Origin of the sequence: Pseudomonas sp. UME65 (assembly GCF_014170225.1) — a bacterium.
GTDB classification, from domain to species: domain Bacteria; phylum Pseudomonadota; class Gammaproteobacteria; order Pseudomonadales; family Pseudomonadaceae; genus Aquipseudomonas; species Aquipseudomonas protegens.
Window position 1 is genome coordinate 548,571 of sequence record NZ_LZZQ01000010.1, and the last position, 26,799, is coordinate 575,369.

The 26,799-nt window shown below is 60.8% G+C and carries 21 protein-coding genes and 2 pseudogenes; 11 read left to right on the forward strand and 12 right to left on the reverse strand.

The annotated features are described in order from the left end of the window. Positions 1–17 precede the first annotated feature (17 nt). From A9971_RS10275 to A9971_RS10290, 4 genes and pseudogenes are all read left to right on the forward strand, one after another. The gene (locus A9971_RS10275; protein ID WP_183000557.1) at positions 18–9,965 is read left to right on the forward strand and encodes a hemagglutinin repeat-containing protein; all 9,948 of its coding nucleotides are present in this window, start codon (positions 18–20) and stop codon (positions 9,963–9,965) included. Beyond that, the gene (locus tag A9971_RS10280) at positions 9,965–10,399 is read left to right on the forward strand and encodes a hypothetical protein (RefSeq protein ID WP_183000558.1); all 435 of its coding nucleotides are present in this window, start codon (positions 9,965–9,967) and stop codon (positions 10,397–10,399) included. Before A9971_RS10275 ends, A9971_RS10280 begins: the two co-directional genes overlap by 1 nt. Before the next feature lie 120 nt (positions 10,400–10,519). Continuing rightward, a pseudogene (locus tag A9971_RS32885) lies at positions 10,520–10,735 on the forward strand (transposase); the annotation flags it as partial. 570 nt (positions 10,736–11,305) lie between these two features. Next, positions 11,306–11,887 carry a hypothetical protein gene (locus A9971_RS10290; protein ID WP_183000560.1) on the forward strand — a complete coding sequence of 194 codons (582 nt, stop codon included), beginning with the start codon at positions 11,306–11,308 and terminating at the stop codon, positions 11,885–11,887. Between the two features lie 141 nt (positions 11,888–12,028). Here A9971_RS10290 and A9971_RS10295 read toward each other — a convergent pair whose 3' ends face one another. Together A9971_RS10295 and A9971_RS10300 are read right to left on the reverse strand one after the other, a co-directional pair. After that, a complete protein-coding gene (locus A9971_RS10295) occupies positions 12,029–12,976 on the reverse strand; it encodes a GyrI-like domain-containing protein (protein WP_041116594.1) in 948 nt (315 codons plus the stop codon). A gap of 117 nt (positions 12,977–13,093) precedes the next feature. Next, positions 13,094–13,837, reverse strand: coding sequence for a thioredoxin family protein (locus tag A9971_RS10300; RefSeq protein ID WP_053149676.1), 744 nt, complete (start codon positions 13,835–13,837; stop codon positions 13,094–13,096). A gap of 197 nt (positions 13,838–14,034) precedes the next feature. On the opposite strand from A9971_RS10300, the gene A9971_RS10305 reads away from it, so the two are divergent. Further along, positions 14,035–14,427 (forward strand): transcriptional regulator, encoded by a 393-nt coding sequence (locus A9971_RS10305; protein WP_183000561.1) that lies wholly within the window; start codon positions 14,035–14,037, stop codon positions 14,425–14,427. A gap of 7 nt (positions 14,428–14,434) precedes the next feature. On the opposite strand, the gene A9971_RS10310 is transcribed toward A9971_RS10305, so the two are convergent. From A9971_RS10310 to A9971_RS10320, 3 genes are all read right to left on the reverse strand, one after another. Further along, positions 14,435–15,304, reverse strand: a complete 870-nt coding sequence (locus A9971_RS10310) for a DUF6279 family lipoprotein (RefSeq protein ID WP_125062213.1) — start codon at positions 15,302–15,304, stop codon at positions 14,435–14,437. 65 nt (positions 15,305–15,369) lie between these two features. Next, positions 15,370–16,089, reverse strand: a complete 720-nt coding sequence (locus A9971_RS10315; RefSeq protein WP_065363342.1) for a TorF family putative porin — start codon at positions 16,087–16,089, stop codon at positions 15,370–15,372. Positions 16,090–16,286: 197 nt separating this feature from the next. Next, entirely contained in the window at positions 16,287–16,475 is a 189-nt protein-coding gene (locus A9971_RS10320; protein ID WP_016962619.1) for a hypothetical protein, read from the reverse strand. Positions 16,476–16,817: 342 nt separating this feature from the next. Between A9971_RS10320 and A9971_RS10325 the strand changes: the two genes are divergently transcribed. The 3 genes from A9971_RS10325 (at position 16,818) to A9971_RS10335 (ending at position 19,115) form a co-directional block, all read left to right on the forward strand. Further along, the gene (locus tag A9971_RS10325) at positions 16,818–17,654 is read left to right on the forward strand and encodes a S1 RNA-binding domain-containing protein (RefSeq protein ID WP_183000562.1); all 837 of its coding nucleotides are present in this window, start codon (positions 16,818–16,820) and stop codon (positions 17,652–17,654) included. A 28-nt stretch (positions 17,655–17,682) separates the two neighbouring features. Continuing rightward, positions 17,683–18,105 carry a DUF2177 family protein gene (locus A9971_RS10330; protein ID WP_053149681.1) on the forward strand — a complete coding sequence of 141 codons (423 nt, stop codon included), beginning with the start codon at positions 17,683–17,685 and terminating at the stop codon, positions 18,103–18,105. A gap of 86 nt (positions 18,106–18,191) precedes the next feature. Continuing rightward, positions 18,192–19,115, forward strand: a complete 924-nt coding sequence (locus tag A9971_RS10335) for a DMT family transporter (protein ID WP_183000597.1) — start codon at positions 18,192–18,194, stop codon at positions 19,113–19,115. Positions 19,116–19,123: 8 nt separating this feature from the next. Here the strand turns inward: A9971_RS10335 and A9971_RS10340 are convergent, their stop codons facing one another. Then, entirely contained in the window at positions 19,124–20,290 is a 1,167-nt protein-coding gene (locus A9971_RS10340) for a YbfB/YjiJ family MFS transporter (RefSeq protein WP_183000563.1), read from the reverse strand. A gap of 104 nt (positions 20,291–20,394) precedes the next feature. On the opposite strand from A9971_RS10340, the gene A9971_RS10345 reads away from it, so the two are divergent. Then, on the forward strand, positions 20,395–21,288 hold the full coding sequence (locus A9971_RS10345) for a putrescine utilization regulator PtrR (protein WP_011059907.1): 894 nt from the start codon (positions 20,395–20,397) through the stop codon (positions 21,286–21,288). Between the two features lie 133 nt (positions 21,289–21,421). After that, a complete protein-coding gene (locus A9971_RS32890) occupies positions 21,422–21,550 on the forward strand; it encodes a PA1414 family protein (protein ID WP_011059908.1) in 129 nt (42 codons plus the stop codon). Positions 21,551–21,638: 88 nt separating this feature from the next. On the opposite strand, the gene A9971_RS10350 is transcribed toward A9971_RS32890, so the two are convergent. The 6 genes and pseudogenes from A9971_RS10350 to speB form a co-directional block, all read right to left on the reverse strand. Next, entirely contained in the window at positions 21,639–21,899 is a 261-nt protein-coding gene (locus A9971_RS10350) for a hypothetical protein (protein ID WP_011059909.1), read from the reverse strand. A gap of 27 nt (positions 21,900–21,926) precedes the next feature. After that, a complete protein-coding gene (locus A9971_RS10355; protein ID WP_183000564.1) occupies positions 21,927–22,184 on the reverse strand; it encodes a phosphopantetheine-binding protein in 258 nt (85 codons plus the stop codon). 304 nt (positions 22,185–22,488) lie between these two features. Next, positions 22,489–23,868 (reverse strand): sodium:solute symporter, encoded by a 1,380-nt coding sequence (locus A9971_RS10360; protein ID WP_011059911.1) that lies wholly within the window; start codon positions 23,866–23,868, stop codon positions 22,489–22,491. A gap of 132 nt (positions 23,869–24,000) precedes the next feature. Beyond that, positions 24,001–24,216: a hypothetical protein gene (locus tag A9971_RS10365; RefSeq protein WP_019093738.1), complete on the reverse strand. Its 216-nt coding sequence runs from the start codon at positions 24,214–24,216 to the stop codon at positions 24,001–24,003. A gap of 21 nt (positions 24,217–24,237) precedes the next feature. Next, a pseudogene (locus A9971_RS32895) lies at positions 24,238–24,429 on the reverse strand (DUF4440 domain-containing protein); the annotation flags it as partial. Positions 24,430–24,594: 165 nt separating this feature from the next. Then, positions 24,595–25,545: an agmatinase gene (gene speB / locus A9971_RS10370; protein WP_011059912.1), complete on the reverse strand. Its 951-nt coding sequence runs from the start codon at positions 25,543–25,545 to the stop codon at positions 24,595–24,597. 359 nt (positions 25,546–25,904) lie between these two features. Here speB and A9971_RS10375 point away from each other — a divergent pair, with 359 nt between their 5' ends. Beyond that, positions 25,905–26,798 carry a LysR family transcriptional regulator gene (locus tag A9971_RS10375; protein ID WP_011059913.1) on the forward strand — a complete coding sequence of 298 codons (894 nt, stop codon included), beginning with the start codon at positions 25,905–25,907 and terminating at the stop codon, positions 26,796–26,798. Position 26,799: the final 1 nt, after the last annotated feature.

A 26,799-nucleotide genomic window follows, 5' to 3' on the forward strand; every position in this document is an offset into this window, starting at 1 on the left:
TGCCCGAGATATACGACATGGACGCTCGTCAGTTCGCCTTTCTGGCCCGCCAGCCTTCCGCCACCCTGCAAGCGCGGGATTCGTTCTGGGGGCTGTCCAAACGCGGTCTGGCGTTCATCCTGGCCAACGTGATGTTCTGGCAGCCTCTGGTGGCGATGGCCGACGGCATCGTGGTCAACGGCAGCGGTACAACACTGGGACAGGCCGGCAATGGCGTGCCCATCGTCAACATTGCCACGCCCAATGGCAGCGGCCTGTCGCACAACAAGTTCAGCGACTACAACGTCGGCCAGCAGGGGCTGATCCTCAACAACGCCACCGGCCGCACCCAGGAAACCCAACTGGGCGGGATCATTCTCGGCAACCCCAACCTGGGTGGCCGCGCGGCCAATGTGATCCTCAACGAGGTCAACGGCGGCAGCCCCAGCCAGCTCAAGGGCTACACCGAAGTGGCCGGGCAAGCGGCCCATGTCATCGTCGCCAACCCCTATGGCGTGAGCTGCAATGGCTGCGGTTTTATCAACACCCCAAAAGCCACCCTGACCACCGGCAAGCCGGTGATCGAGAACGGCCAGGTCCAGCGTTACCAGGTGGACCAGGGCAGCGTCGCCATCGAGGGTGCGGGCCTCAACGCGAGCAATATCGACCAGTTCGAAATCATCACCCGCAGCGCCAAGATCAACGCCGAGATCCAGGCCCGGCACCTGGCGGTGATCGCCGGGGCCAACGACGTCGACGCCAAGACCTTGAACGCCACGACCCGCACCGCCAACCCGGCGGATGCACCGCAACTGGCCATCGACTCATCAGCCCTGGGCGGCATGTACGCCGGAGCGATCAAGCTGGTGGGCACCGAGGCCGGAGTGGGGGTGAAGCTCGACGGCAAGCTGATCGCCAGTGGCGGTGATATCCAACTGGATGCCAACGGCCAGTTGCGCATGGCGGACGCCACTGCCGAGAAGGGCGCGGTGGCGATCAAGGCCGGCAGCCTGGAGGCCCAGGGCGCGGTCTACGCTGGCACCGATCTCAAGGTGCAGACCAAGGGTGACCTGAGCAGCCAGAAAACTCTCGCCGCCCGCGACAGCATCCAGCTGGACAGCAGTGGCCAACTGAGCAACCAGGGCATCATCGAAGCCGGGGTCAATACCGATAACTCTCGCAACGCCAACGGCGATATCAGCCTCAACGCCCGGGATCTCGACAACCGCGGCAAGAGCATTGTCGCCAGCCGCGACCTGACCCTGAACACGGCCCAGACCCTGAACAACCAGGGCGGCACCCTGAGCGGGCAGCGCCAGGTGACGGTCAGTGCCGGGGCTCTGGATAACAGCCGTCAGGGCAAGCTGCTGAGCGCCGAGCGCCTGCAACTCGATGCCGAGCAAGTGCGCAACGGCCAGGGCGGCCTGATCAAGAGCCAGCAGTCCCTCAATGCCACCCTGGGCCACCTGGGCAACAGCGGTGGCGAGCTGTCGAGCCAGGGCAGCAGCACCCTGGTACTGGCCGGCATGGACAACCTCACCGGCGTGGTACTGGCGCAACAGACCCTGGAGATTACCGGTACTGCGGAACTGGACAACCAGGGCGGCCTGCTCTCGGGCTGGCAGGGTCTGACCCTCAATGGCACGGGCTTGAACAACAGCAACAAGGGCACCGTCTCCAGCCTCAAGGGCGGTGTCGAGGTCACCCTCAGCGACGCCTTGAACAACAGCCAGGGCGGCGGCCTGGTCAGCCAGCAGGCCCTGGACGTCAAGGCCGCCAGCCTCGACAACAGCCTCAAGGGCGTGATCTCCAGCGCGGGTGCACAGAGCCTTAAACTCAGCGACCTGCTGGACAACAGCCAGGGCGGCTCCATCGACAGCGCCGCCACCCTGACCCTGCAGGCCATGGCCCTGGGCAACCAGGGCGGCACAGTCAACGCCGCTGGCGACCTGGAGTTCATCGGCAGCGACCTGGACAACAGCCACGGCACCTTCACCGGCAAGCAGGGCGTTACCCTCGACCTGCTGGGACACTTGATCAACAACCAGGGCACCCTGTCCGCCGCTGGCCCTTTGCTGCTCAAGCGCAGCACTAAGGTTGAGAACCAGGGCGGCGAACTTTCCAGCCAGCAGTGGCTGCGGCTGTTCACCGAACACTTGGACAACCGGCAGAAGGGCCGGGTCGCGGCCAATGAGTCGGTGTTGATCAGCGCCAGTGGCGAAGTGCAGAACAGCGATGGCGGAGAGATCCTCAGCCGCGAAGCCGACCTGCAACTCAATGCCGAGCGTCTGGATAACGCCAGAGGCCTGCTGCAGGCCAAGACCACCCTGGGCCTCGATGTGGCGGCCGACGCCGGTAACCAAGGCGGACAAGTGATTGCCCAGCAGGGCGACCTGACGCTCAAGGCGGGCCACCTCGACAACAGGGCCGGCAAGGTGTCCGCCCTCAACGGCGGCGCCACCCTGGAAACCGCGGCCGATGGCCGCCTCGACAACCGCGACGGCGCGCTCTTCGCCCAGCAGGCTCTGCATATCAGCGCCAGGGAGCTGGACAACAGCGCCGGCCAGATCAGCGCCCGGCAGATCGAGCTGGAGCTGGCTGGTGCCCTGAACAACCGCCAGGGCCTGATCGAAAGCGGCAGTACCCTGGCCACCGCTGCTGCCAGCCTGGACAACCAGCGCGGGCAACTGCGGGCCCTGGGCCTGGCCAGCAAGACCCGGTTCAGCATCGCTGGCACCTTCGACAACCGCGACGGCTCCCTGGAAACCGCCAACAACGACCTGGCCTTCGACGCCGGCGGCTTCAACAACCGCGGCGGCAGCCTGCTGCACAGCGGCAGTGGCGTGTTCGGCATCTCCATGGCCAACCTCGAAGACGTCGGCGGCCGCCTGAAGACCGCCGGCCAACTGACCCTGGAAGCCGAGCGCTGGACCAACAGCAGTGCAATCCAAGCCGACCGGTTGCTGGTCAAGGTCGACCACCTGACCCAGACCGCCGATGGCCAGCTCCTGGCGGGCACCGGCCTGACCGGCAGCGGCAGCCACTGGAGCAATGACGGCCTGATCGGCAGTGACGCCGCGCTCAACCTCGACCTGAACGGCAGCTACAGCGGCAAGGGGCGCCTGAGCAGCATTGGTCAACTGGACCTGCATGCCGCCCAACTGGACCTGGCGGACAGCGCCAGCATCGCCGGTGGCGCCAACGGCACCCTGAAGATCGACGGTGCGCTGAACAGCGCCGGGCGTATCACCGCCAGCCAGAAGCTGCTGCTGAATGCCGCCAGCATCCACAACCTCGGTACCCTGGGCAGCGGCGAAGACCTGAGCCTCAACGCCGCCACCCTGGTCAACGACCATGGCCTGATCTCCAGCGGCGGCAATATGCAGTTGCTGACCACGAGCTTCACCAACCGCTATGCCCAGGTGTACAGCCTGGGTGCCGCGCTGATCGCCAAGGACGACCAGCAAGCCAGGGCCGACCTGCTGGACAACCGTTCCGGGGATATCGAAAGCCTGGGCAAGCTGAGCATCGCCGCCACCACCGTCAACAACGTCATGGACGTGCTGCAGTACACCGAGCACGAAAAGAGCGCGGCCAGTATCACTCGCCTGTCCTGCACCCTGATTCCCGGCGCCGGCTGCGACGACCGCGGCGGTGGCCGCATCAACGGCCTGTGGGAAGTGGCCGAGACCGACCGCCTGCGGGTGACCAACAGCAGCGCCGCCGCCAGCCTCAACAGCGGCGCCGACCTGCAGATCGACACCCAGACCCTGACCAACACCAGCAGCCTGATTACCGCGGCCGGCGACATCAACGTCAAGGCCGAGACCGTCCACAACCAGGGCCTGCAACCCCAGGAAATCACCACCCTGCGGCGCTACTGGAGCTTCGTCAACGAAACCGGCACCGCCGCAGCCCTAGCCGCCGCGTTCAACGCCCGCAACAACCCGACGCCTTCGAGCAGCTTCGCCTCCGACCTCAGCGCCTTCATTGCCTGGACCGGGGTGATGCTGTCCTCCAGCAGCAAGGTGGTGGACGGCGACCAATCCTTCGCCGCCACCATCCAGGCCGGTGGCAAGGTCAACCTCAAGGCTGACCAGACCCTCGACAACAGCGTGATCCGCTCCTTCTACGAGTACGTCGGCGCCGGCAAGACCCTGACCGACACCGGCGTTGGCAACGGCTACTCGACGCCGATCCGGATCAACCCGCAACTGCCCCCGGAACTGGCCCAGCAACAGGTCAACCCCCTGGTACTGCCGGGCTTCACCCTGCCCACCGGCGGCAACGGCCTGTTCCGCCTCAGCGGCCAGGGCAGCACCTTGGCCCAGGCCCCGACGCCTGCGCAGATCGCCGGCCTGCCGGACGCCGCGAGCCTGTCCCGGCCGCACAAGTACCTGATCGAAACCAACCCGGCGCTGACCAACCTCAAGCAGTTCATGAGCTCGGACTACCTGCTGTCCAACCTGGGCTACAACCCCGATGAAAGCGCCAAGCGCCTGGGGGACGGTTTCTACGAACAGAAACTCATCCAGCAAGCCATGGTGGCCCGCACCGGCCAACGCTTTATCGACGGCCAGGACAGCAACGAAAAGCTCTTCAAGCACCTGATGGACAACGCCATCCAGAGCAAGCAGCAGCTTGACCTGGCGGTGGGTATAACCCTGACCTCCGAGCAAGTCGCCGCCCTGACCCACGACATCGTCTGGCTGGAAAGCCATGAAGTGAACGGCGAACAGGTGCTGGTGCCAGTGCTGTACCTGGCCCAGGCCAACAACCGCCTGGCGCCAAACGGCTCCCTGATCGCGGGCAAGGACGTGAGCCTGATTGCCGGCAAGGACTTGAACAACGTCGGCACCCTGCGCGCGGCCAATGACCTGTCGGCGGTGGCGGGGGCGAACCTGGTCAATAGTGGGTTGGCAGAGGCGGGCAAGGGCCTGAATCTGACGGCGGGCAAGGATCTGCTGAACAAGGCCGGTGGTGTTATCGCTGGGCGCGATGTGGCCTTGACGGCAACTGATGGGGACGTGGTTAACGAACGCACTTTGACCTCGCACCAAAGCAATAAGGATTCGTTCGCGCAGCAACGGGATTTTGTCGACAGTGCTGCACGGGTTGAGGCTGCGAATAACCTCACCATCAATGCGGGACGCGATTTCAATAACAGCGCGGGAATCCTAAAGAGCGCCGCAGATACCCGCATCACCGCTGGCCGCGATGTCAGCCTGACGGCTGTGGAGCAAGTGGTCGGCAACCAGCTGAACGCCAACTACCGTGACAAAAGTGTCACCCAGCATGGTTCGACGCTTGAGGCGGGTCGCGACCTGTCCATCAGTGCTGGTCGCGATATCACGGCGATTGCCAGCCAGATTGAGGCCAAGCGTGATGTGTCGATGTCGGCTAAAGAAAACCTGACATTGGCCTCTGCGGCAAATGAGCAGCACTGGTTCAGCCAGACCAAGAGCTTCAAGGGGCAGGAGGATCATGGTCAGCAGGTTTCTACTGTGGTCACTGCAGGTGGCAGCGTGGCACTCAGTGCCGGTAAGGATCTGGAACTGATTGCCAGTCGGGTGAGTGCGGGGGATGAGGCTTATCTTTACGCAGGCAATGACCTGAATCTGGAGACCGCTGAAAATACCGATTACTCCTATTACTCCAAGGCCAAGAAAGGGGCGTGGGGCAAGAAGAGTTCGAAGATGAGCGAGAGCGAAAACGATGTCGCTGTCAGCTCGTCTATCGAGGCTGGAAAGAAAGTCGTTATTTCAGCTGCTCAGGATATCAATGCCGAAGGCGCCAAGGTCTATAGCGCCGGGGCATTGCTGGCGACTGCAGGGCGCGATATCAATCTCGAGGCTGCTGAGAACTATGCAAGTCAGGCCAATGCCTCATCCAAAAAAGGTCTGTTTTCGAGTAAGTCCAGTAGCAGCTCGACCAGCCAAACGACGCTGACTACTACTGAGTTGGTTGCGCAGAGCATCGATCTGCGAGCGGATAACGATATCTCTCTCAAGGCGACGGCTCTGCGGGCAGACGGAGCGGTAAAACTGAATGCCGGCAACGACATCGAAATCGGTACGGCCGAAGTGCATCAGACGTCTAGTCAGTCCAAGCAGTCCGGCAAGGTTGGCATGACCGTCACTGGTTGGGTTTCCGCAGCTAAGAAAGCCCAGCAAACCGAGCAAAGTGCTTCGCAAAGCATCGGTAGTGATATCAGTGCCGACAGTCTGCAAATCACCAGCGGCCGCGATACCAGCGTGCGTGGAAGCACATTGGTTACAGATCGGAATTTGCAGGTCGAAGCTGGGCGCAATCTGGAGGTGGTCAGTGCTGAAAACACTAGCAGTGCGAACTCCAAATCCAGCAGTAAAAAAGTCGGTGAGGTGGGCTCCTGGTGGCAGGGAGCGACCGGAGTAGTCAAACAGAAGGGCACCGATCAAAGCGACACCATCCGCCAGTCGGGCAGTCAGATCGCCTCGCTAGAGGGCAATGTTTCCCTGAAAGCGGGAGAGCATTACAACCAGATAGCCAGCCAGCTCGTTGCGCCTAAAGGCGATATTGATATCAACGCTAAGCAGGTGGATATCCAGGCCGGTTTCGACACCCTCAAAACCAACAACACGGCCAGTACCAGTCGAACGGCCATTGGCGGCACGGTCAGTGTTCCATTGTTGAATGCGCTGCAGGGGATTCAGCAAATGGGCAAGGCCGCCCAGGAAACCAGCGATGGTCGGATGTTGGCATTGGCCGCAGTCAATGTCGCGATGAATGCCAACCAGGCGGTAGAGGCCGGTCAGGCGTTGATGGTAGATCCTCGTGCAGGCGTGAAGATCAGCATCAATTTGAGCAACAGCCGCAGCGACAAAGAGGGTAGCCAGAGTGGTAGTAACGTGGTGGGCAGCAGCGTTGTTGCAGGCGGAGACGTCAATATTGTTGCCAAGGGCGCCGGTGCAGCGAGCAACTTGAATGTTGTGGGGAGTCGTATCGAAGCCGGTGGTGATGCTAATCTCAAAGCAGATGGCCAAGTCAATCTGCTGGCGGCACAGAATACTGCTCATCAACAAAGCAGCAATGGCAACAGCGGCTGGAGCGCGGGTGTCGGTTTTGGCTTTGGCGAGAGTAACGGCATTACCTTTGAGCTGGCCGCGAACAAAGGGCGTGGTAAGTCGGATGGTGACGATGTCACGCAATCCAACACCTATATCAAAGCCGGGCAGACGGTACGGCTCGACAGCGGTGGTGATACCTCTCTCAAAGGTGCGGTAGTTTCCGGTCAACAGGTCAAAGCCAATGTGGGTGGCAATCTCAATGTCGAGAGCTTGCAGGACACCAGTACTTATCGCTCGGAGCAACTGAGTGCCAATGTGGGGGTCAGTCTCTGTATTCCACCATTCTGCTATGGCATGAGCAGCGCCAGTGGCGGCATTGCTCAGCAGAAGATGCACAGTGACTATGCCAGTGTCAGTGAACAGTCTGGTATCAAGGCTGGCGATGGTGGCTTCCAGGTTGAGGTCAGGGGCAATACCGACCTCAAGGGAGCAATCATTGCAAGTACAGATAAGGCTGTGGCTGACGGCAAGAACAGCCTGAGCACTGGCTCGTTGACGAGTTCGGATATCAAGAACAAGGCCGAATACGATGCGAGCAGTATCAACCTGAGCGGTGGCTTTGGTGGCAAGGTAGGGCGTGACAAGGATGGCAATGCTAGCGCGACAGCCAACAAGAACGGCCCAGTCATTGCGAGCAAAGAAGGTGTCAGTGTCAGTGCTCCTATCGCGTTGTTTGCTGGCGATAGCTCAAGTAGCAAGACTCTGAGTGGTATCAGCGGAGCAACGGTCTCTATCACCGATAGCGCAAAACAACAGGCATTGACTGGCCAGACAGCCGAGCAGGCTATAGCGGCCATCAACACTGATGTGTCCAGCGACCGGGATGGCAGTAACAAGCTCAAGCCAATCTTCGATGCCAAGGAAATTCAGGTCGGCTTCGAGATTACCGGCAAGTTTATCCAGAACGCCTCCATGTACCTGGAGTCCCGTGCACGGGAGGTGGATGAGACGCGTAGGCAGGCTGATAAAGAGTATGCCGCTGCACACAATCAGGATTTGAGTGATGAAAAGCGTCAGATCCACCGCAATAACTATCTCGCTCTGAAGGAGCGGGCTGACACCGTTGCCAAAGATTGGGGGGCAGGCGGTACTTATCGGCAAATTGCTACAGCCTTGGTCGCTGGGGCCAGTGGCAATGTCAGCGGCAGCACCTCGCAGTTCGCGCAGAACATGTTTGTCAATTATGTCCAGCAACAAGGCTCGGACTACATTGGCAAACTGGTGCTCAACGGCCTGAAAGAAGGCAGCCTGGAACATTCAGGTTTGCACGCGATCCTTGGGTGTGCGGGGGCTGCCGCAAGCAGCCAAAGCTGCTCGGCCGGCGCCCTGGGTGGTTCCGCCAGCAGCGTACTGGCGGGCCTGTTCAACGAGACTAGCCCGAACGAAACCAACGAAGAGCGCGAAGCAAAACGCAACATCATCGCCTCGGTAGTGACCGGCATCGCCGCAATGAACAACCCGAACGGCGCGGCCACGGCGACTAATGCGGCAATTGCCAATGTTGACAACAACTGGCTGGCCACTCAGCAGATGGTTCAAATGACCAAAGAGCTGGCGGCGGCCCCAAGTTTTCGTGAAAAATTTGCGGTTTATGGTAAGTGGCTAAGCGTCTCTGGTAATCAGGACCTCATTACTGGCAGCGCACTATTCAAGAGCTTCAGCGATAGCATGGCAAGTGCGGGTATCGATACCCTTAATGGTGCAGCGGGTGTTCTGAAAGACCCTCTCGCCAGCATCGATGCCATGAATGAGTTTATCTTGTCTGTTGATGGTCAAAAGCTCTTTGGTGCAGCAGCAGATACTTTCCGTTCTCAAATTACTCAAATGCGTGATGCTCTAGTCATTGGCGGTGATGAGAATGCTGAGAATCTAGGCAAGCAGCTAGGTCAAGCACTGGCCCTCTATGCACAGGTAATCGCTTCTGGCGGTACAGGTGCGGCTAAGGGAGCGTCCACGCTTTCCAAGGCGGGGGTCGAAGTCTCCAGCAGCGGAATGAAAGACATCGCGACCACCGTTAAGGCAACCGGTGGCATTGAGACTAAGCTGGCCAAGTTGGAGAGGGTTGGGCCTGATCCGAATGTGCCGCAGATGCCGGTGGCTGTACCCAAACCGATTGAGCCACCTAATTTTGTACTCGTTGATGGTGCGAAGTACGTTGAAAGCGCGACCATTCAAGCCAACACTACGGTGAAACTCTCTGAGAGAGTAACCCTTGCGAATGGCACGGTTGTTCCAAAGGGCAGCGTTGTCACGGTCAGTGATGATGCGATGAAGATCGTCTACCCTGATGGAACGAGTGAGCTAGTTTCTTACGCGAAGGTGACATCGAAGCCTTTGGAGCTGCCAGCTACAAAAGAGACCGCGAAAAATCTAGTCTCTGGGGAAACTAAGGTTGTAGGTATTGATAAGCCAGCGGCTAACGATGCTAATTTTACGTTGACATTACCTTCAGGAAAGAAAGGGACTGTAGTTAGGGGGGCTTTAGAGGATCACGAGTTTAAACAGGCATCTGATATCGTTTCCTTTAGAGGTGGTGAATTTAAGGGGGCCGATACACCTAGTTTTGCGGGCATTGATGGCTGGCTTGATGGTGTTCCTGTTCAACTTAAGACAGTCAAAGGGACTAGTATAAACTCGGTTAGAAGAAATATCCTTAGTGGTGCTGAGGATATGGCTAAAGCTGGGTATAAGGGGGATTTGTATATTGATGCAGCTAGTACAGGAGTGTCCATGGAAAAGATGTTAAGTCACTTTAAGTCGGGGTCCCCAGTCTCAAATGTTGTTGGTGAAGGGACGGTGAGCAATATTTATATAAAAACTCAGGATGGCTGGATGAATATATCTTCTGGTCGAGTTGCTCAATATAAAGGGTGGGAATGATGTCGGCTGGTTTGTTTGTTCCGATCAGGGTGGTTCCTGATTTTAAGAGTCTCTTAGGCGGACTGTTTACCTTTCTTTCCGGTTTTTTTATATCGGCAGGGCAGCTAAGGGTTGGTGTGAATCTTGGCGGAGGGGGGGAGCTAATTGATAGTTTTGTCTTTGTGCATGATCAAGAGCAGAAGCCTCTTTGTTGGATTAGCTTTATGGAAGTGGCTGAGGATTTGAGAGAGATCTCAGAAGTGGATTTGCCTATTGTTGCTCAAGTTACAAGGAGTTCGAAGCATAATATGTTGTTTTCAGTGGCTGTTGCTTGTGCGATAGGAAAAACGTTCGGAGGGCGAGTGATATATGATGATGCCCAGGTGTATTTTGATTGTAAGAAAGACGTTTATACTCTTTTGGAGAGTGAGGAGTATCTTTCTGTTAGATTGTGAAAGTGTTTGCTGAGGTTGGCGGAAGGTGTTTTTTTGAGCTGGACGGGTGCTGTGTTTGTAGTGGTCTAATTTCCCCGGACACCTCGATAGGTGGAAAATGCATCTGTCGAGGAGTTTTTCATAACTAACAAACGCAGAACATTCGATGACAGCTTCAAGTTGGAAGTCGTGAAGATGATCAAAGATCAGGGCCTGAGCGTTCCACAGGTTTGTCGTGATCTTAATATCGCTGATACGGCCGTTCGACGCTGGATACAGCAGTACGAAGCTGAGCAGCTGGGGCAAGCAGGTATGGGCAAACCGCTGACATCCGAGCAGCAACGTGTCCTGCAGTTGAGTCACGGCGCGAATGCGGTAAGCCGCTGCATCGTGCAGGACGTCAATGGGGGCTTGGGTATGGATCAGCAGGGAGGGAGTGTTGCAGTCGTGGCCGGTAATCGGCATGTATCTGTTCATGTGTAGACCTCTGTTTGACTGGCTGAATGCCTACACCCGTTGTCGCCAAACAAGAGGGTGACGGCTGTACGCAGGTTGGCGAACCGACCACAGAGGTAAAGTTGGCAGATCCTGAGATCTCCCGCGCACAGCCGTCATAGAACTGCGTGTGCGGACGCAAAATACCTGCAAGCTGGATCTTTTGCATTCCCTCTGTGAATCAGGTCGCCAAACCCGGTCGTTCTTTCAACGCTCCCTCGACTATATCCAGCGTTCCTCCCTGTCCTTTAAGCCTCATTCCTACTGGATTGTCTGCTTCTGCCGTAAGGCAATTCCTAATTTGCCGAGAGTATCTTTTCGAGCCGGTCCGCCGCGATTTTCCTGGCTTACAATGCCGACGCTTATCGCCATGCCACACTTGGTTTTCAGGTGGCGGTGCGTTGTTGAAAACCTTCTCAAGGAAGATCCGCCATGCGTCTGTTGTCTCTGCTCTTCACCCTCGTTCTGCTCGCCGGTTGTGCTTCAACCCCGGACTATTACATCTCGCCCAAACCGGTGCAGATTCCCGCCACCGCCACGTACTGGATCGACACCTTCAACCTGCAACTGGTGGGCGAGAGCGAGCGCTTTCTGCCCGAGGACAAGTTGCGTCAGCAACTGGGCATGGAGTTGATCCGGCAGTTGGGCAATGCCAATCGCTACGCCGCCACCAAGGACAGTGCCGACTACCTGCTGGATGTGAATGCGGTGTACAAGCGCCGCCTCAGTGATTCCAAGGGTGGGCTGGTGTCGATGGTCGTCGATGACAATACGATCCTTGCCAGTGTCGACTTTGGCTACAAGGTGCAGGTCAAGCGCGACGGCGCCGAGGTGTTGCATTTCGCCCAGGAGCGCGATGGTTTGCAGCCTGCCGGGGCCATGGGCCAGTTGCGCAATATGAAGACCATGTTGGGGGCGATCACCAACAGCGGTAACTCGGATGTGGAGAACTTCTACATTCGTGCTCTGCCGAGGTTCATCGTTCGCGATATCACGGCCATTCCTTCTCGTTGAGTGAGTGTGTGGGGGGATTGTAGGAGCGAGCTCGCTCGCGATGAGCGCCAGGGCGTCGCGTTCTTTCAGTAGCGGCGCGTTATCGTTGGCGTTGTTCGCGAGCGAGCTCGCTCCTACAGGGGGATCAACGTGCTTTTTGGGTTATAGCTTTTTCACCGGAATGCAGATCTCACACTCCAGCTCCCCGGTCTTGACGTCGTAGAAGGCATCCCCCGGGTAGCGTTCGAAGGCCGGGCGCGGGTCGAATTGCAGGCCGCTCTTGGGCAGCCAGTCGCGGCACAGTTCGATCCAGGCGTCGGCGATAGCCGGGCCCAGGCCGCGGTAGTGGGCCACGGCGTAGAGACCACCGGGCAAGGTGGTGACGACGGCCGGGGCGCTGGCCTTGAAGTCTTCGGGCACTTCCACGCAGGCGTCGTAGCGGCATTTGTCGGCGGGGGTGAGGTCCGGGTCGTCGTGGCCGATGCCGTAGCGCACGCGGTTGAAAAGTTGATGTTCCAGCATCCATGGCGCTGCGGTTTCGCGCCAGAAAACACCAATGCCCGGGCCGTAGGCGCCGATGTAGCGCAGGTAGGCCACGCGGGTGGCGGGTAGTTGCTGCAGGGTGACCTTCATCGCGGTTTCCTTCAGGTGAATGAAGGCGTCAGGATCGTCGAAGGCGGGGATGTGGGTCTGATCAGGATTGCGCAATTCACGCAGGCGGCGTTCGCGGATGTCGTCCAGGCGGCGGTGCCAGCGTTTGGGCTCGGTATCGCGCCAGGTGCTGGGGGAGACCGAGAAGTGCTGTTTGAAGGCCCGGGAAAATGCCTCGCCGGAGCCGAAGCCGACTTCCAGGGCAATTTCCAGCACTGAGGCCGAGGGGCGGCTGGCCATGAGGTAGGCGCCGCAGGCCAGGCGTCGGCGGCGCAGGTAGGCACCCAGGGGCTCGCCGACCCAGGCGCTGAACAGGCGGTGGAAGTGGTAGGGCGAGAAATGTGCGACCCGCGCCAGGTCCGCCAGCTCCAGGGGTTGGTCCAGGTGTTGGTCGATATGCTCCAGCACCCGGCTCATGCGCAGGGTGTATTCGTGGAGGCTGTGATAGGCGGCGCTCATGTCTACAGCTTAGTTGGCTGGGTGGGTCGTCACAGTCTGCCGCAGATTTGTGCCGTTTGTGAGTGCGATTCGCCGGCAAGCTGGCTCCTGCGGCAGGTTCTGCCGGCGAACAGGTTCTCAATCGTCACAACAGCAACTGCTGCTCTTGCCCTGGGGCGTTGCCTGGTAGCGATCGTGGTGCCGGACCCAGCCCATGATCTGTTCTTCGTTGCGCCCCTTGGGCGTCAGGTCGAGGAAGTTGTAGGCCCCCAGCAACAGGTCCAGCCCGCGGGCATAGGTGGAATAGGTGTGGAATATCTCACCTTGCGGGTTGCGGTAGAACACGCTGAGCCCGGGCAACTCCTGCTCATCGCCACTGGCCTGTTCGTAGTTGTAGCTGGCAGTGCCCTGGGCCAGTTGCTCGGCGCTGAGGCTGACGCCGAAGTCCTGGTTGAAGTCGTCGCCGGCGCTGGAATACCAATCGAAATGCCAACCCATGCGCTGGCGAAAGGCCTGGAACTCGGCATAAGGGGCGTGGGAGATGGCCACCAGCGCTACATCGTGGTGGGCCAGGTGCTGGTTGGCGCCATCGAAGTGGTCGGCGACGAACGAGCAGCCCTTGCAGCCTTCCTCCCAACCTTCGGCAAACATGAAGTGGTAGACCAGCAGTTGGCTGTGGTCGCCAAACAGATCGGCCAGGCCCAGCGGGCCATCGGGGCCATGAAACTGATAGGGCTTGTCGATTTTTACCCAGGGCAGCGCCCGGCGTTCGGCGCTGAGCTGGTCGCGCTGGCGGGTAAAGGCCTTTTCGTGGATCAGGTGCTGTTTGCGGGCTTGCAGCCATTGTTCCCGGGAGACCACGGGATGCTCGGTAACGGACATGACATCTCTCCTCAAGGCAGTGGGGGCGATGGGTCTTACACACGCTAGTCGTTTGGCGCTGGAGTGGATCGACAAACCGCCCAGCGGTTTTCCGATCAGGGGGCGGCGGGCTGGGGTGGATTTCCTGAACGGCTGAATGGCCTGCCGGTCACAACTTGTGAAGGCATTTCATTCTCTTGTCTGGAGGTTGAATCAGGATGACGACTTATAACTGGGATCTGATCGAACGGCTGCTGCACGAAGTGCAGAACGGCGCCGGCCACAGCTTCACTCCGCGGCCCTATGCCGAGCAGCATGCGGCGGCCAAGGCGGCGGAAGGCGAGCCCACCGGCAATCTGGATGACCTGAAAGTCACCGCCACCGAGTACGAAAAGTTACTGCTGGACCGGGGCTTTATCGAAAGCCGGCCGGAAAAGGAGGGGGGCAATGGCGAGAACTTCGTGCTCACACCCCGTGGTTCCAGCCTGCTGTGCCTGATCGACAGCAGCATCCCGGGCAATGATCACCCGCGCCAGGTGCTGGATGAGCAGGCCGATGCGCTAGATCCGGCGACCTTCGATCAGGTGGCCTCCAAGGCCCAGATCGCCTAGGTTGCACCTAGCCCTGGCGGGCGTTCTGCAGGCATTTGAGCTCGGCGAAGTCCTTGCGCACTCCGTCGATTTTCTTCAGCAGGCGCTGGCGCTGGGCCGGGGTGCTTTGTGCCATCAGGTCCACCAGCAGGCTGCGTGCGGCCTGTTCGGTGTGGGCGTACGCTTGGCGATAGTCCGGCGTCCATAAGCTCTCGCGGTGTACCAGCAATTGCTCGATACGTTGTGGGAAATCGCTGTTTTGCCGTTGCTCCACGGCCGCGCTGAATTGCGCCTGCCAGTGGGCTCGGTTGGCGATCCACTGCTGGTTCTGCTCGCCCAGGCTGCTGGACCATTGTTCCACCCGTTGCTGCTGGCTCGGGCTCAAGGGGCCGAGCCAGGCGTTCAGGCGCTTGCTCATGCGTTGGCTGCGCTGCTCTATCTGTTGCGCCAACGGCGGCTTGAGGTATTGCTCCTGGTGTTCCTGCAGGTCCTTGGCGAAGGCGGAATTCATCTCTTTGACTTGCTGGTCGTTCAGACCCTGGAGCAGCTCCACGGCGGACGGGGTGATCTGCTGGGCGGTTTCGGCGATGGCTTGCTTGGCTTCCCGGGTGCGCTCTTGCAAGCCCTGGTCGCTGACCTGGTTGTTCTGCACCATCAGTTGCAGGCGGTCGAGCCAGTCCAGGTAACCCGGAAGCTGGGTGGTGCAATGCCAGCTCAGGTGCTGCTGCAGGCGCTGGTTGAACCAGCTCTTCTGCTCGCTGTTCATGTCCAGGTAGTCGTTGAGGTTCCAGGGAATGATCACATCCAGGTTGCGATAGGCCAGGCCGACCCGGCTACAGGCGCCCAGCAGCAGGCTGATGATCAGGAGCGGAATGAGGAGGTGCCAGCGGCGCGCCATGTTCGAGTCCTTGCGAGTGCGGGTTGCTGTATCTGAACCCTGAAGGTGCCTCGCAGTTCAGACGTTCAGTAGAACGCCCGTTCGGCCTTGAAGGTGAGCAGGCCGTCGCATTGCGGGTTATGCCCGGAGTAGGCGCTGCAGTCGTTGCCGCTGAGGCTGGAGTCACTGTAGATCAGGTTCAGGTCGATCCCCAGCCAGGGGCGCGAGAGCTTGATCGACCAGTCATTGAAGCCGGCCACGTAGCCGCCGTCGGCGATCGAGACGCCATTGTTCAGTTGATGGGTGGTGTATTTGACGCTGACGCCAATGCCGAACGGTACGTTGCCGCCCAGGTCAGCGAACAGGGTGCTGTTGCGTTTGTCCGGGTCATTGCTGAACGCCGCGCCGAAGCGGCTGCCGAGCAGGGTCAGGCCGCCGTAGAATTCCTGGCTGTCCTGGGTCCGCAACTGCGGGTAGTTGTAGTGGATCATTCCCAGTTCGTAGCCCAGGGTCTGGTCGAAGGGCTGCTTGAAGCCCAGGTAGGAATCCACCTCCAGTTTGCTGGAGGGGCTCAGGCCCATGCTGGGGGCCCACTGGCCGGCATACCAGCCACTGTCGTGGCTCAGGTCGAGGCCGCCGTGGAACGAGCCGCTGGAAGACGGCTTTACCAGGCCCTGGGCCATGCTGCGGCTGGGGCTGGTGCCCAGCTTGAGGTCGAAATCCCCCAGCTCGCGCTGGAAGATTTGCCCATGGGCAATGGGGCAGGCCAACAGCAGGCTGCAGGCCAGCAACGCGGATTTGAGCATGCAGCACTCCCTGAACTGCGCGGAGCGACAACCTGAAAGGCGGCTGAAACGATTGATCTAGAGGGGGTAAAGGATACCGGCGAATGCCATTGGCTGAAGGCCGTTCGTCGATTTGCTGGTAGTGGGGAGGAGAGCGGGTGCCTGTCCTAGCGCTTTGGGGGCAAAGCGCTAAGGGACCAGGATAATGCGCGGGGGAGTTACTTCTTGCCCAGGCTGATCTGCTTGGACGGGCCGAAAGTCTGGCCGCTGACGCCTTTGGCGATCTGCTGGATTTCGCCGCCCGATTTCAGGAACGCTGCGATCTGTTCGTTGATCGATTCACTGGTTTCAACGGCGGGAGCTGGTTTTGCTTTGCTGTTGGAGGCTTTTACTCGCATGGCGGCCATTTAACCTTTCGGGAAAATTAATTTGGCCAGGCATCTTATCAGAAATACTTGACAATTGCTTGGTAAATATCCCCTGGAACAGAAAGGCGCTTCCTGCTGTTTTTCCTAAGTTTATTTTTCGGATATTTTCCTAAGTCGCTGTTTTAACTAAGGACCCATCGAAAAAAATGCCCTCTCGCTGTGCTCCGCAAAGGCTCTATGCACGGCTGTTTGCCTGACGAGCGGCCGGTTGAGCGCCGGGAACGCCAGAAAAATCAAGGATTTCGTGGCCAGCGATTCAGGAGCGTCAACGCAGGCCTGGAAAACAGGTAGAATGCCGCCCACGCAATGAGGGTATTGGAAATGGCTTTAGTCGGGCGTTACAACAGTTTGCAAGTGGTTAAACACACTAACTTTGGTTTGTATCTGGACGGTGGGGCAGACGGCGAAATATTGCTGCCCAATCGTTATATCCCCAAGGACATTCCCAGTGAAGATGAAGACTGGCTGAATGTTTTTGTTTACTTGGACAGTGCTGACAAGTTAATCGCAACTACCGAAAAGCCGAAAGTTCAAGTTGGTGAGTTCGCCAGTCTTAAAGTCGTCGAAGTTAACAGTATCGGGGTGTTCCTGGACTGGGGGCTGCCCAAGGATCTGCTGCTGCCGTACTCCGAGGAAAAGCGCCAGATGAACGCCGGCGAATACTGCGTGGTGCATGTCTACCTGGACAAGCACACTCGCCGTATCACCGCCACGGCCCGTCTGGACCGCTACCTGGACAAGACGCCGGCCAACTACAAGGCCGGCCAGGAAGTCGACTTGCTGGTGGCCGAGTCCACCGACATGGGCTTCAAGGCCATCATCAACAACAAGCACTGGGGCCTGATCCACAAGAACGAAGTGTTCAAGTTCCTGCGCTCGGGGATGCAAGAGAAAGGTTTCATCAAGGAAGTGCGCGCCGACGGCAAGATCAGCCTGAGTCTGCAACCTGTCGGTGATCAGGCGGCCACCAGCCTGAACTCGAAGATCCTCGCCAAGTTGCGGGAAAACGATGGCTCGCTGGCGGTCAGCGACAAGAGCGACCCGGCCTTGATCAGCAGTTTGTTCGGGGTTAGCAAGGGCAACTTCAAGAAGGCCATCGGTGCCCTCTACAAGCAGGGCCAGATTGTCATTCACGCGGATCGTATCGAGCTAAGCTGAGACTCACTTCATGCGGCGGGCGAGGCTTATGAAAACCACGCTGGTTGCCTGGCTCGCCACCTTGCTGGCGTTCCTGCTACTCGACGCGCTCTGGCTGGGGCTGATGATGGGCGAAACCTACCGGGCCCAGTTGGGGGCGCTGCTGCTGGAACAGCCACGGCTGTTGCCGGCAGCGCTGTTCTACCTCCTCTACGTTAGCGGTTGCCTGCTGTTCGCCGTGCGGCCCGCCCTGCAGCAGGGCGGCTGGCGCCGGGCTGCGTGCCTGGGGGCGCTGCTCGGGCTGGTGGCCTACGGCACTTATGACCTGAGCAACTGGGCGACCTTGCAGGGCTGGTCGGCTTCCCTGGCGCTGCTGGACATGGCCTGGGGCATGCTGGCCAGTGCCCTGGCCTGCAGTTTCGGCGTCTTCTGTGCCTGCCGCTGGGCGCCAGGCGCAAACGGCGGGAACTAGGTCTGCTCCAGGGGACCCGTCAGGCGCGGCGGCAGTTCTTTATTTCGGGTAGGGGTCATGTCATTGAATCAATGTGAGGTATGGCGGTGAGCATCGAACGGCGCAACGCCGATGGGTTTGCCCTGCAGGTGATGTTGGGGCTGTGCCTGATCTGGGGCGTGCAGCAGGTGATGATCAAGTGGGCCGCGGCGGACATCGCGCCCATCATGCAGGCGGCCGCCCGTTCGGGGATCTCGGCGCTGCTGGTGGCTCTACTGATGTGCTGGAAAGGCGGCTGGTCCCAGGTTTCCAGTACCTGGCGCGGCGGCTTGCTGGCCGGCGCTCTGTTTGGCCTGGAGTTCCTGTTTATCGCCGAAGGCCTGAAGCTCACCAGTGCCGCGCACATGTCGGTGTTTCTCTACACCGCACCGATCTTCACCGCCCTTGGGGTCAATTGGCTGTTGCCCAGCGAACGCTTGCGGCCCTTGCAATGGTTGGGGATCGTCCTGGCCTTTATCGGCATCAGCATTGCCTTTGCCGGCGGGATCTCCCTGGACAACCTGGACCGGCGCATGCTCCTGGGCGACATTCTGGGATTGCTGGCGGGGCTGGCTTGGGGCGCGACCACAGTGGTGGTGCGGGCTTCGCGCCTGTCCGAGGCGCCGGCGACCCTGACCCTGTTCTATCAGTTGATCGTCGGTTTCGTCGGCCTGTTGCTGATCGCCGTGCTCAGCGGCCAGGTGACCCAGGTCAGCCTGACTCCGGTAGCGGTGGCCAGCGTGTTGTTCCAGGGGCTGGTGGTATCGTTCTTCAGCTACCTGACCTGGTTCTGGCTGCTGCGGCGTTATCTGGCGGCGAACCTGGCAGTGTTTTCCTTCATGACCCCGATGTTCGGCGTGACCTTCGGCGTGCTGTTACTGGGCGAGCCCTTGAGCCTCAACTTCGTGCTGGGGGCAATGCTGGTGCTGCTGGGTATTACCTTCGTCAGCGCCGAACAGTGGCTGCGGCGGCGGATCCAGCGCTTGTTGTAGCCCGCGCTTCACGAGACGAACGCACAGCGCTGTGCCCTTGGTCGCAGTTGCCAGAGCAGGCTGGCGCCGATCAGCAAGCCGCAGCCCGCCACCACCAGCGCCAGTTGCAGGTCGCCGCTGAAGTGGCTGCTCAGGGCGGCCAGCAACGGGCCGCTCAACTGGCCCACGGCAAAGCAGGCAGTGAGCAGGCCGGCGTTGCGCTGGGCCGACTGCGGTGCCAGTTCCCGGGAGCGCTGCATCACCAGCTGCATGCAGGCCAGGAACGGCGTGCCGCACAGCAACACGCCCAATACCAGCCCCAGGCCACTGCCCAGCAGGCAGGCAAAGACCCCGGCGGCCTGCAGCCACAAGGTCGCCATCAGCCATTGCCGGGTGCTGTGCGGGGTGTGCCGACGCAGGCTGGCCAGGGCCACGCCCACGGCCGCGGCCAGGCCGAAACCGGGCCAGAACAGGTCGGCCTGCCACTGGCCCTGGAAGCGCGCATTGGCCATCTGCGAAAGGAAGGTCGCGGGGATGATGTAGCCCACGCCATACAGGGCGTAGACCAGCCCCAGGCGCGCCACGCTGTGCTCAGTGGCGCAGGCGCTCTGCGTTTCGCCACTGGGGCGCGCCGAGGCCGAGGCCGGGGGCAGGATCGGCAGGATCACCAGCAGCATCAACAAGGCGACCGCGGCATACAGCAGCCACAGGTTGGCCGAGCTTTGCCCCAGAAGATTGGAGCCCAGGGCCAGTAGCCCGGTGAGCATGATGCCCAGCCCCGGGCCGGCGAACACCAGGGCCCCGAGGCGTGGCCGGCCCGCCGCCTGGGCCAGGGGTTGGCTCAGGGCCGTGATCATCACCAGCACCCAGGCGCTGGCCACCCCGGTGCCGAAGCGCAGCAGCAGGTGCGGCCAGAAGCCCTGGGCCCAGAACGAGGCCAGGGTCAGCAGCACGCACAGCCACAAGCCGCCCAGCAGGCGCAGGCGCACCTGGGCCGGACGCCGGGCGAACATGGCGTCCAGGGCTCCGAGGAAATAGCCCAGGTAATTGGCGGCGGCAATCAGCCCGGCGGCGGTCAGGTCGACCTGGCCTTCGCTGATCAGGTGCGGCAGTTGCGGGGTCAGGGCGAAGCGGCCAATGCCCATGGCCATCATCAGGGCAATGAAGCTGGCGAGCAGGCGGAGCAGGGGAGACATGGTCGGCTTTCCATCGATGGGGACAATGACCGTCAGGCTAGGACTGATTGACTTTCTTTAAAAATGAATAATATTGAGTAACTTGTTCAGTTTTGGAGAAAGTCATGGAGTTCAGCCAATTGCGCATCTTCCAGGCCGTGGCCGAGGAAGGCTCCATCACTCGCGCCGCCGAGCGCCTGCACCGAGTGCCGTCGAACCTCTCGACCCGGCTCAAGCAACTGGAGGAGCAACTGGGGGTCGAACTGTTCCTGCGCGAGCGTCAGCGCCTGCAGTTGTCGCCGGCGGGCAAGGTGCTGCTGGATTACGCCGCGCGCCTGTTCGCCTTGCACGATGAGGCCCATGCCGCGGTGCAGGGCGGTCAGCCGGCCGGGGAGTTTGTCCTGGGCACCATGTACAGCACCGCGGCGATTCACTTGCCTGCGTTGCTGGCGCGTTATCACCGGGCTTATCCGGCGGTGAACCTGCAGGTGCAGTCCGGGCCCAGCGGCGAGTTGCTCGAAGGCTTGCTCACCGGGCGCCTGGATGCGGCCCTGGTGGACGGGCCGCTGGAGCTGGCAGGCCTGGATGGCGTGCCCCTGTGCGACGAGACCCTGGTACTGATCAGCGAAGCCGACCATCCGCCGGTGCGTACGGCCCGGGACGTGGAGGGCCGTGCGGTGTTCACCTTTCGCCAGGGCTGCTCCTATCGCATGCGTCTGGAATCCTGGTTTGCCCACTACCACGCCGCGATGGGGCGGGCCATGGAGATCGAGTCCTATCAGGGCATGCTGGCCTGTGTGATCGCCGGTTCCGGGGTGGCGCTGATGGCTCAGTCGATGCTCGACAGCCTGCCGGGGCGCGAAAGCGTGGCGGTGCATGCCTTGGCCGAGCCTTTTGCCCGTGCCACTACCTGGCTGATGTGGCGCAAGGGCATGGTCGGGGCCAATCTCAATGCCTGGATCGAGCTGCAACAGGGCGCTGGCGTGCAGCTTGCGCAGCAGGCTCGGGCCCATGCTTGAGCACCCGATGGCCATTGGCTTTAATCCAGTAACAGTTCATTGCCATTGCGCAGCAGCGCGCTGGAAAAGATAGGGCTATTATCTGCTTGAGGCGGCGCAGTATCGCCGCTCGGCACGACCCTGAGGGGGCACTATGAAAGATAAACTGCAAAGCTGGCTGCACGACCTTGGCGTCGCACTGGGCCTGATCGAGCCACCGCTGCAACCGGTGCCGATTCCTACCGACGAAGAGCTGCGGCGCCGTCAACAACGTCGTCGCTGAAGCAGAGGCGAGAGCGGAGTGCAGGCTCCGGCTCTCGCGGATGTTTTCTAGCCGGCAGTCGCTGGGCCACAGGCCTGGGGCAATCGGGTCAATCCTGGTTTTGCCGGGCCTTTTCCAATAACCATTGCACCAGGTCATCCACCCTTTCCAACTGCCCGAGCGCTCGCTGCTCTTCACGGGGCAAGACACCCAGGTCGAACCTGTCCTCCAGGCGCCACAGCAGCGCCTCGATATCATCCCTGTCCAGCCCCAGTTCAGAGAGACCGCTCTGGTCATCGAAATCCACAGGCTCATCCAGCCAGTGGCGAATGAGCAGGTGCACTGCCGCGCGCGCTTGGGCCCGATTCATCTGCGTTGCTCCCCATACGACAGCAGGTCAGGCGGGACGGGCAGCGTCGGCGCGGGTCTTTTCCAGGATGAACAGGCTCAGCTCGCTGATGCTGCTGATTCGATACAGGTCGCGGTCGGGATCCAGGCGAATGTTGAACTCTCGCTCCAGGCTGTGCAGCAGGGCCTTGAGGTCCAGGGAGTAGCTGTCGTGTTCGCGGGCCTGGCAGGGCGGGATTGGCCACTTCTGGGCCATTTGTGCATCGATGGCATGACGGATGCTTTGCTGGATGGAGAAACGGTCCATAAACACCTCGGGGCAGGGAGAGGCTCTTATTGTTTTATGACCCCATCCAAGGGTGAAGCGATAGCGTGCACTGAGGCGGCCAGCGATCCTTGTACTGTTTTCCTGCGGGAACAGTCGTCGCTGGATCTGAGTACAGCACAGGTTTTTTTCCGGCGGGGTAACCATTCGTCCATTCATGGTCCTGACGAAAATGGCTGCGGGCTTTGCCCGTCGGTGCCGCGAGGCTTTTGCCAGGCGAAAAAAAACGGGTGCGGCCACCGACGCCGCACCCGTCGAAGAAAAGCTTCAGACCTCCGGCTTCACGTCAGATTGCGTTGGCCAGGGGCGCAGGGCGCCGGGAAGCCAGGCTCACCACCACGAAACTCACCAGGCCCACGGCCAGGCTGTAGTAGATCGGTGTGTTGGCATCCAGGCCGTCCTTGAACATGAAGGCCAGAGCCGTGACGAAGCCCAGGCCCATGCTGGCGATAGCGCCGGCAGTGGTGGCGCGTTTCCAGAAAATGGCACCGATCAGCGGGATCAGCATGCCGCCCACCAACAGGTTGTAGGCCAGGGTCAGGGCGCTGATCACGTCGTTGACCACCAGGGCAATGCCCAGCACCACGATGCCGGTGAGGAAGGTGAACAGGCGGTTGATCCCCAGGCTCGATTGCTTGCCGCCGCGCAGCCTTGGCAGCAGGTCTTCGGTCAGGGTGGTGGAGGCGGCCAGCAGGCCGGCGCTGGCGGTGGACATCATGGCGGCCAGCGCCGCAGCGATCACCAGGCCACGGATGCCGTCCGGCAGCGAGGCTTTGACGATGGCGGCAAAGGCGTTGTTGACGTTGTCCAGGTCCGGCAGCAGAACATGGGCGGCCATGCCGATCAGGGCGCAGGCCAGGCCGTAGAGGATGCAGTAGAAGCCCGCCAGGGTGCCGGCGTATTGCGCGACTTTCTCGGTCTTGGCGGTGAACACCCGTTGCCAGATGTCCTGGCCGATCAGGATGCCGAAGAAGTAGATCATGAAGTAGGTGATGATGGTGTCCCAGCCGATGGCGGTGAAGCTGAAACTGGACGCTGGCAGCTTGGCCACCAACTCATCCCAGCCGCCTACGCGGTACAGGCAGATCGGCAACAGGATGAACATCAGGCCCACGGTCTTGATCACGAACTGGACGATGTCGGTCAGGGTCAGCGACCACATGCCGCCGATCGCCGAGTACACCACTACCACGCCGCCGCCCAGCAAAACCGAAACCCAGAACGGCAGGCCGAACAGCACTTGCAGAACGGTGCCGATGGCGAGGATCGAAGTCACCCCGATCATCAGCGCGTAGGCCAGCATGATCACTGCGCTGGCCTGGCGGGCCATGGGGTTGTAGCGCTTCTCCAGCACCTGGGTGACGGTGAAGATGCGCAGCTTGAGCAGCGGCTTGGCCAGCAGCAGGTTCAGGGCAATGATCCCCGCCCCCAGGGCGGCGCACAGCCAGAAACCGGAAATGCCGTGGACATAGCCCAGGCGCACGGTGCCGACGGTGGAGGCACCGCCCAGGACCGTGGCGGCCATGGTGCCCATGTACAGGGTCGGGCCCAGGTTGCGGCCGGCCACCAGGTAGTCCTCGTGGGTCTTGGCCTTGCGCATGCCGTAGTAGCCGAGTACGAGCATGCCGGCGGCATAGATGAGTACGACAAATAGATCTAAAGCCATGGTGGCGTGTCTCCGATTATCTTTTTTATGTGAAACAAACGGTTCATGCAGGTGCTGGCTGCTCAGCGAAGGCGGGGTCAAGTCTTGTGCAAGACCCAGGGGCTCTATCGCGAGGCCGGCCGCTCCAGGAGGTTATCCGGGCAGTAGCGCGCGACTTGCCAGCAGCCCGCTGGTACAGCGGCTGGCCATGCTGGAGTGCGCAGTTTCGAGAGTGGCGATGGCGGTGCTGGCCAGGCCGGGGGGCAGGCGAAACAGGTCGCAAGGCCTGGTGTCGCGCTGGTGCTCGAGGATCTGTCCGATCCTGTTGGTTGCGATGTTGCTAGGGTTTTTTTCTTTGTTGTTATTCATGATCTGCTCCGATCACATTGGCTAAGGGGGTGGCAGCCCTTCCGGCACAGCGGACAAATGGTTGTGACAGGCCAGCCAGAGGCCTTGTTGTTTTGTGCGAGACCCAATGGTTTCGCGTTCCTGGCTGAAGTCTTGCTCCCCTTGCATGCGCAGCTTCGTGGCTACGTCATGAGTCAATCCGGCGCCGTCCCCATGTGGGCGGACGACGGCGTTGTCCGGGATGCGTCACCGCACCTCGGAACCATCCTTGGCCCCTTATCGGCCCGGCTAATGCCTGGCAGGCATTGCGCAACAGCAGCCGAGGACGGGGTAAAGATGAAGCGGGTAGTACCGCTTTGCGCCGCAAACGGTCTGGCGGCGCGCAGCATGTGCTGAGTCTCAGCGATGGGCGACGCCAGGCAGTACGCAGAGCATTTCGTACAGCAGGTTGGCGCCCAGCAGCGAGGTATTGCCGGTGGTGTCATAAGGCGGCGAAACCTCCACCAGGTCGCAGCCCACCAGGTCCAGGCCCTGGCAGCCACGGACAATCTCGATGGCCTGGATGGTGGTCAGGCCACCGATTTCCGGGGTGCCGGTGCCTGGGGCCCAGGCCGGGTCGATGCCGTCGATGTCGAAGCTCAGGTACACCGGGCCGTTGCCGACTTTCTCGCGGACTTCGGCCATCAAGGGCTCCAGGGATTTGTGCCAGCATTCTTCGGCCTGGACCACGCGAAAGCCCTGCTTGCGGCTCCAGTTGAAGTCTTCGGCGGTGTAGCCCTGGGCGCGCAGGCCGATCTGCACCACGCGGTCGCAGTCCAGCAGGCCTTCTTCCACGGCGCGGCGGAAGGTGGTGCCGTGGGCGATCTTCTCACCGAACATGTGGTCGTTGACATCGGCGTGGGCATCGATGTGCACCAGCCCGACCTTGCCGTGTTTCTTGTGGATGGCCCGCAGGATCGGCAGGGTGATGGTGTGGTCGCCGCCCAGGGTCAGGGGAATCACGTTGTGTTCGAGGATGCCGTCATAGGCTTCTTCGATGATGCGCACCGCGTCCAGCAGGTTGAAGGTGTTGATCGCTACGTCGCCGATGTCGGCCACCGACAGCGAGTCGAACGGGGCAGCGCCGGTGGCCATGTTGTAAGGGCGGATCATGACTGATTCGGCACGGATTTCCCGCGGGCCGAAACGGGTGCCGGCACGCAGCGAGGTGCCGATGTCCAGGGGCACGCCGACGAACGCAGCATCCAGGCCGGCAGCGGATTGCAGATGGGGAAGACGCATCATGGTGGCGATGCCGCCGAAGCGCGGCATTTCGTTGCCGCCCAGTGGTTGGTGGAGAATCTTGTCCACGGGATAGGCCTCATCGTTGTTTTATATTTATGGGGTCGACGGCGCAGCGAATCCTGCCCGAGCAACCGAGTGGGGCCGATTCTGCGAAATGTAGTGCGGGGAAAGAATCGCTACGAACAAATACTTAGTTCAGATTTTTCTAAACTAATGGCCGATGGCGCGCTAGACTCCCGCGCTGCTCCCCAGGCCCTTGGTGGCGAGGGAGCTTGCTCCCGTCCGGTGGTGCAGCCGCCGTTATCCGGGTTGCAGGGTTGGATTGAAAGCGGGCATGGAGGCCATCGGGATTGCTTTGCCGCTCGGCGAGAACCCGCACCCTCGCCGCAGGGACGTTGTCGTTTTGCCTGTTATCGGAGCCTGTCATGGCCAACGCTTTACCTGATCTGAAACTATTGCGCATCTTCGTCAGCGTGGTGCGGCATCAGGGGTTCGCCAACGCCCAGCACGAACTCAATCTTTCCACCTCGGCCATCAGCACCTACATGAGCCAGCTGGAGGCATCCCTGGGCCTGGTGCTCTGCCACCGTGGCCGGGGCGGTTTCAGCCTGACCAGCAAGGGCGAGCTGTTCCACCAGGAAACCCTGCGCCTGCTGGGCGAGCTGGAAGGTTTCGAACAGTACGCCGCAGCCCTCAAGGGCGAGCTTCGCGGGACCTTGAACCTGGGGGTGATCGACTCCACGGTGAGTGATAAGGCCCTGCCGTTCGCCGAGGCCATCGGCGCCTATAGCCAGGAGCATCCGGCGGTGCACCTGCACCTGTCGGTGATGAGCCCCCACGAGTTGCAACTGGGGGTGCAGGACAATCGCCTGGACCTGGCCATCGGTGCCTTTTCCACGCGCATGAGCGGCCTGGTGTACATGCCGCTGTACCGCGAGCAGCATTGGCTGTATTGCAGCAACCGTCACCCGCTGTACAGCGAGCGGCGCATTCCCGAGCAGGTGATCACCCAGCAACGCATGGTCGGCCGCGGCTACTGGAGCCAGGCCGAACTGGCCCGGCACGGCTTCAAGCACAGTGCGGCGACGGTGGAGAGCATGGAGGCGCAGTTGATCCTGGTGCTGTCCGGCGCCTACATCGGCTACCTGCCGGAACATTACGCCCAGGCCTGGGCGGACAAGGGCGACTTGCGGGTGCTGCTGCCGGCAACCTTTGGCTACCAGGCGCCGTTCTCCATGATCATGCGTCGCGGACGCGGTCGAGAGCCGCTGATCCAGACCTTTCGCGACCTGCTCAAGGCGCAGCTCAACCAGTCATAAG

Excerpts from the sequence above, each read along its gene's own strand:
- A9971_RS10275 (WP_183000557.1), top strand. The coding sequence starts at position 18 with ATGGACGCTCGTCAGTTCGCCTTTCTGGCCCGCCAGCCTTCCGCCACC.
- A9971_RS10280 (WP_183000558.1), top strand. The coding sequence starts at position 9,965 with ATGTCGGCTGGTTTGTTTGTTCCGATCAGGGTGGTTCCTGATTTTAAG.
- A9971_RS10290 (WP_183000560.1), top strand. The coding sequence starts at position 11,306 with ATGCGTCTGTTGTCTCTGCTCTTCACCCTCGTTCTGCTCGCCGGTTGT.
- A9971_RS10295 (WP_041116594.1), bottom strand. The coding sequence starts at position 12,976 with ATGAGCGCCGCCTATCACAGCCTCCACGAATACACCCTGCGCATGAGC.
- A9971_RS10300 (WP_053149676.1), bottom strand. The coding sequence starts at position 13,837 with ATGTCCGTTACCGAGCATCCCGTGGTCTCCCGGGAACAATGGCTGCAA.
- A9971_RS10305 (WP_183000561.1), top strand. The coding sequence starts at position 14,035 with ATGACGACTTATAACTGGGATCTGATCGAACGGCTGCTGCACGAAGTG.
- A9971_RS10310 (WP_125062213.1), bottom strand. The coding sequence starts at position 15,304 with ATGGCGCGCCGCTGGCACCTCCTCATTCCGCTCCTGATCATCAGCCTG.
- A9971_RS10315 (WP_065363342.1), bottom strand. The coding sequence starts at position 16,089 with ATGCTCAAATCCGCGTTGCTGGCCTGCAGCCTGCTGTTGGCCTGCCCC.
- A9971_RS10320 (WP_016962619.1), bottom strand. The coding sequence starts at position 16,475 with ATGGCCGCCATGCGAGTAAAAGCCTCCAACAGCAAAGCAAAACCAGCT.
- A9971_RS10325 (WP_183000562.1), top strand. The coding sequence starts at position 16,818 with ATGGCTTTAGTCGGGCGTTACAACAGTTTGCAAGTGGTTAAACACACT.
- A9971_RS10330 (WP_053149681.1), top strand. The coding sequence starts at position 17,683 with ATGAAAACCACGCTGGTTGCCTGGCTCGCCACCTTGCTGGCGTTCCTG.
- A9971_RS10340 (WP_183000563.1), bottom strand. The coding sequence starts at position 20,290 with ATGTCTCCCCTGCTCCGCCTGCTCGCCAGCTTCATTGCCCTGATGATG.
- A9971_RS10345 (WP_011059907.1), top strand. The coding sequence starts at position 20,395 with ATGGAGTTCAGCCAATTGCGCATCTTCCAGGCCGTGGCCGAGGAAGGC.
- A9971_RS32890 (WP_011059908.1), top strand. The coding sequence starts at position 21,422 with ATGAAAGATAAACTGCAAAGCTGGCTGCACGACCTTGGCGTCGCACTG.
- A9971_RS10350 (WP_011059909.1), bottom strand. The coding sequence starts at position 21,899 with ATGAATCGGGCCCAAGCGCGCGCGGCAGTGCACCTGCTCATTCGCCAC.
- A9971_RS10355 (WP_183000564.1), bottom strand. The coding sequence starts at position 22,184 with ATGGACCGTTTCTCCATCCAGCAAAGCATCCGTCATGCCATCGATGCA.
- A9971_RS10360 (WP_011059911.1), bottom strand. The coding sequence starts at position 23,868 with ATGGCTTTAGATCTATTTGTCGTACTCATCTATGCCGCCGGCATGCTC.
- A9971_RS10365 (WP_019093738.1), bottom strand. The coding sequence starts at position 24,216 with ATGAATAACAACAAAGAAAAAAACCCTAGCAACATCGCAACCAACAGG.
- A9971_RS10375 (WP_011059913.1), top strand. The coding sequence starts at position 25,905 with ATGGCCAACGCTTTACCTGATCTGAAACTATTGCGCATCTTCGTCAGC.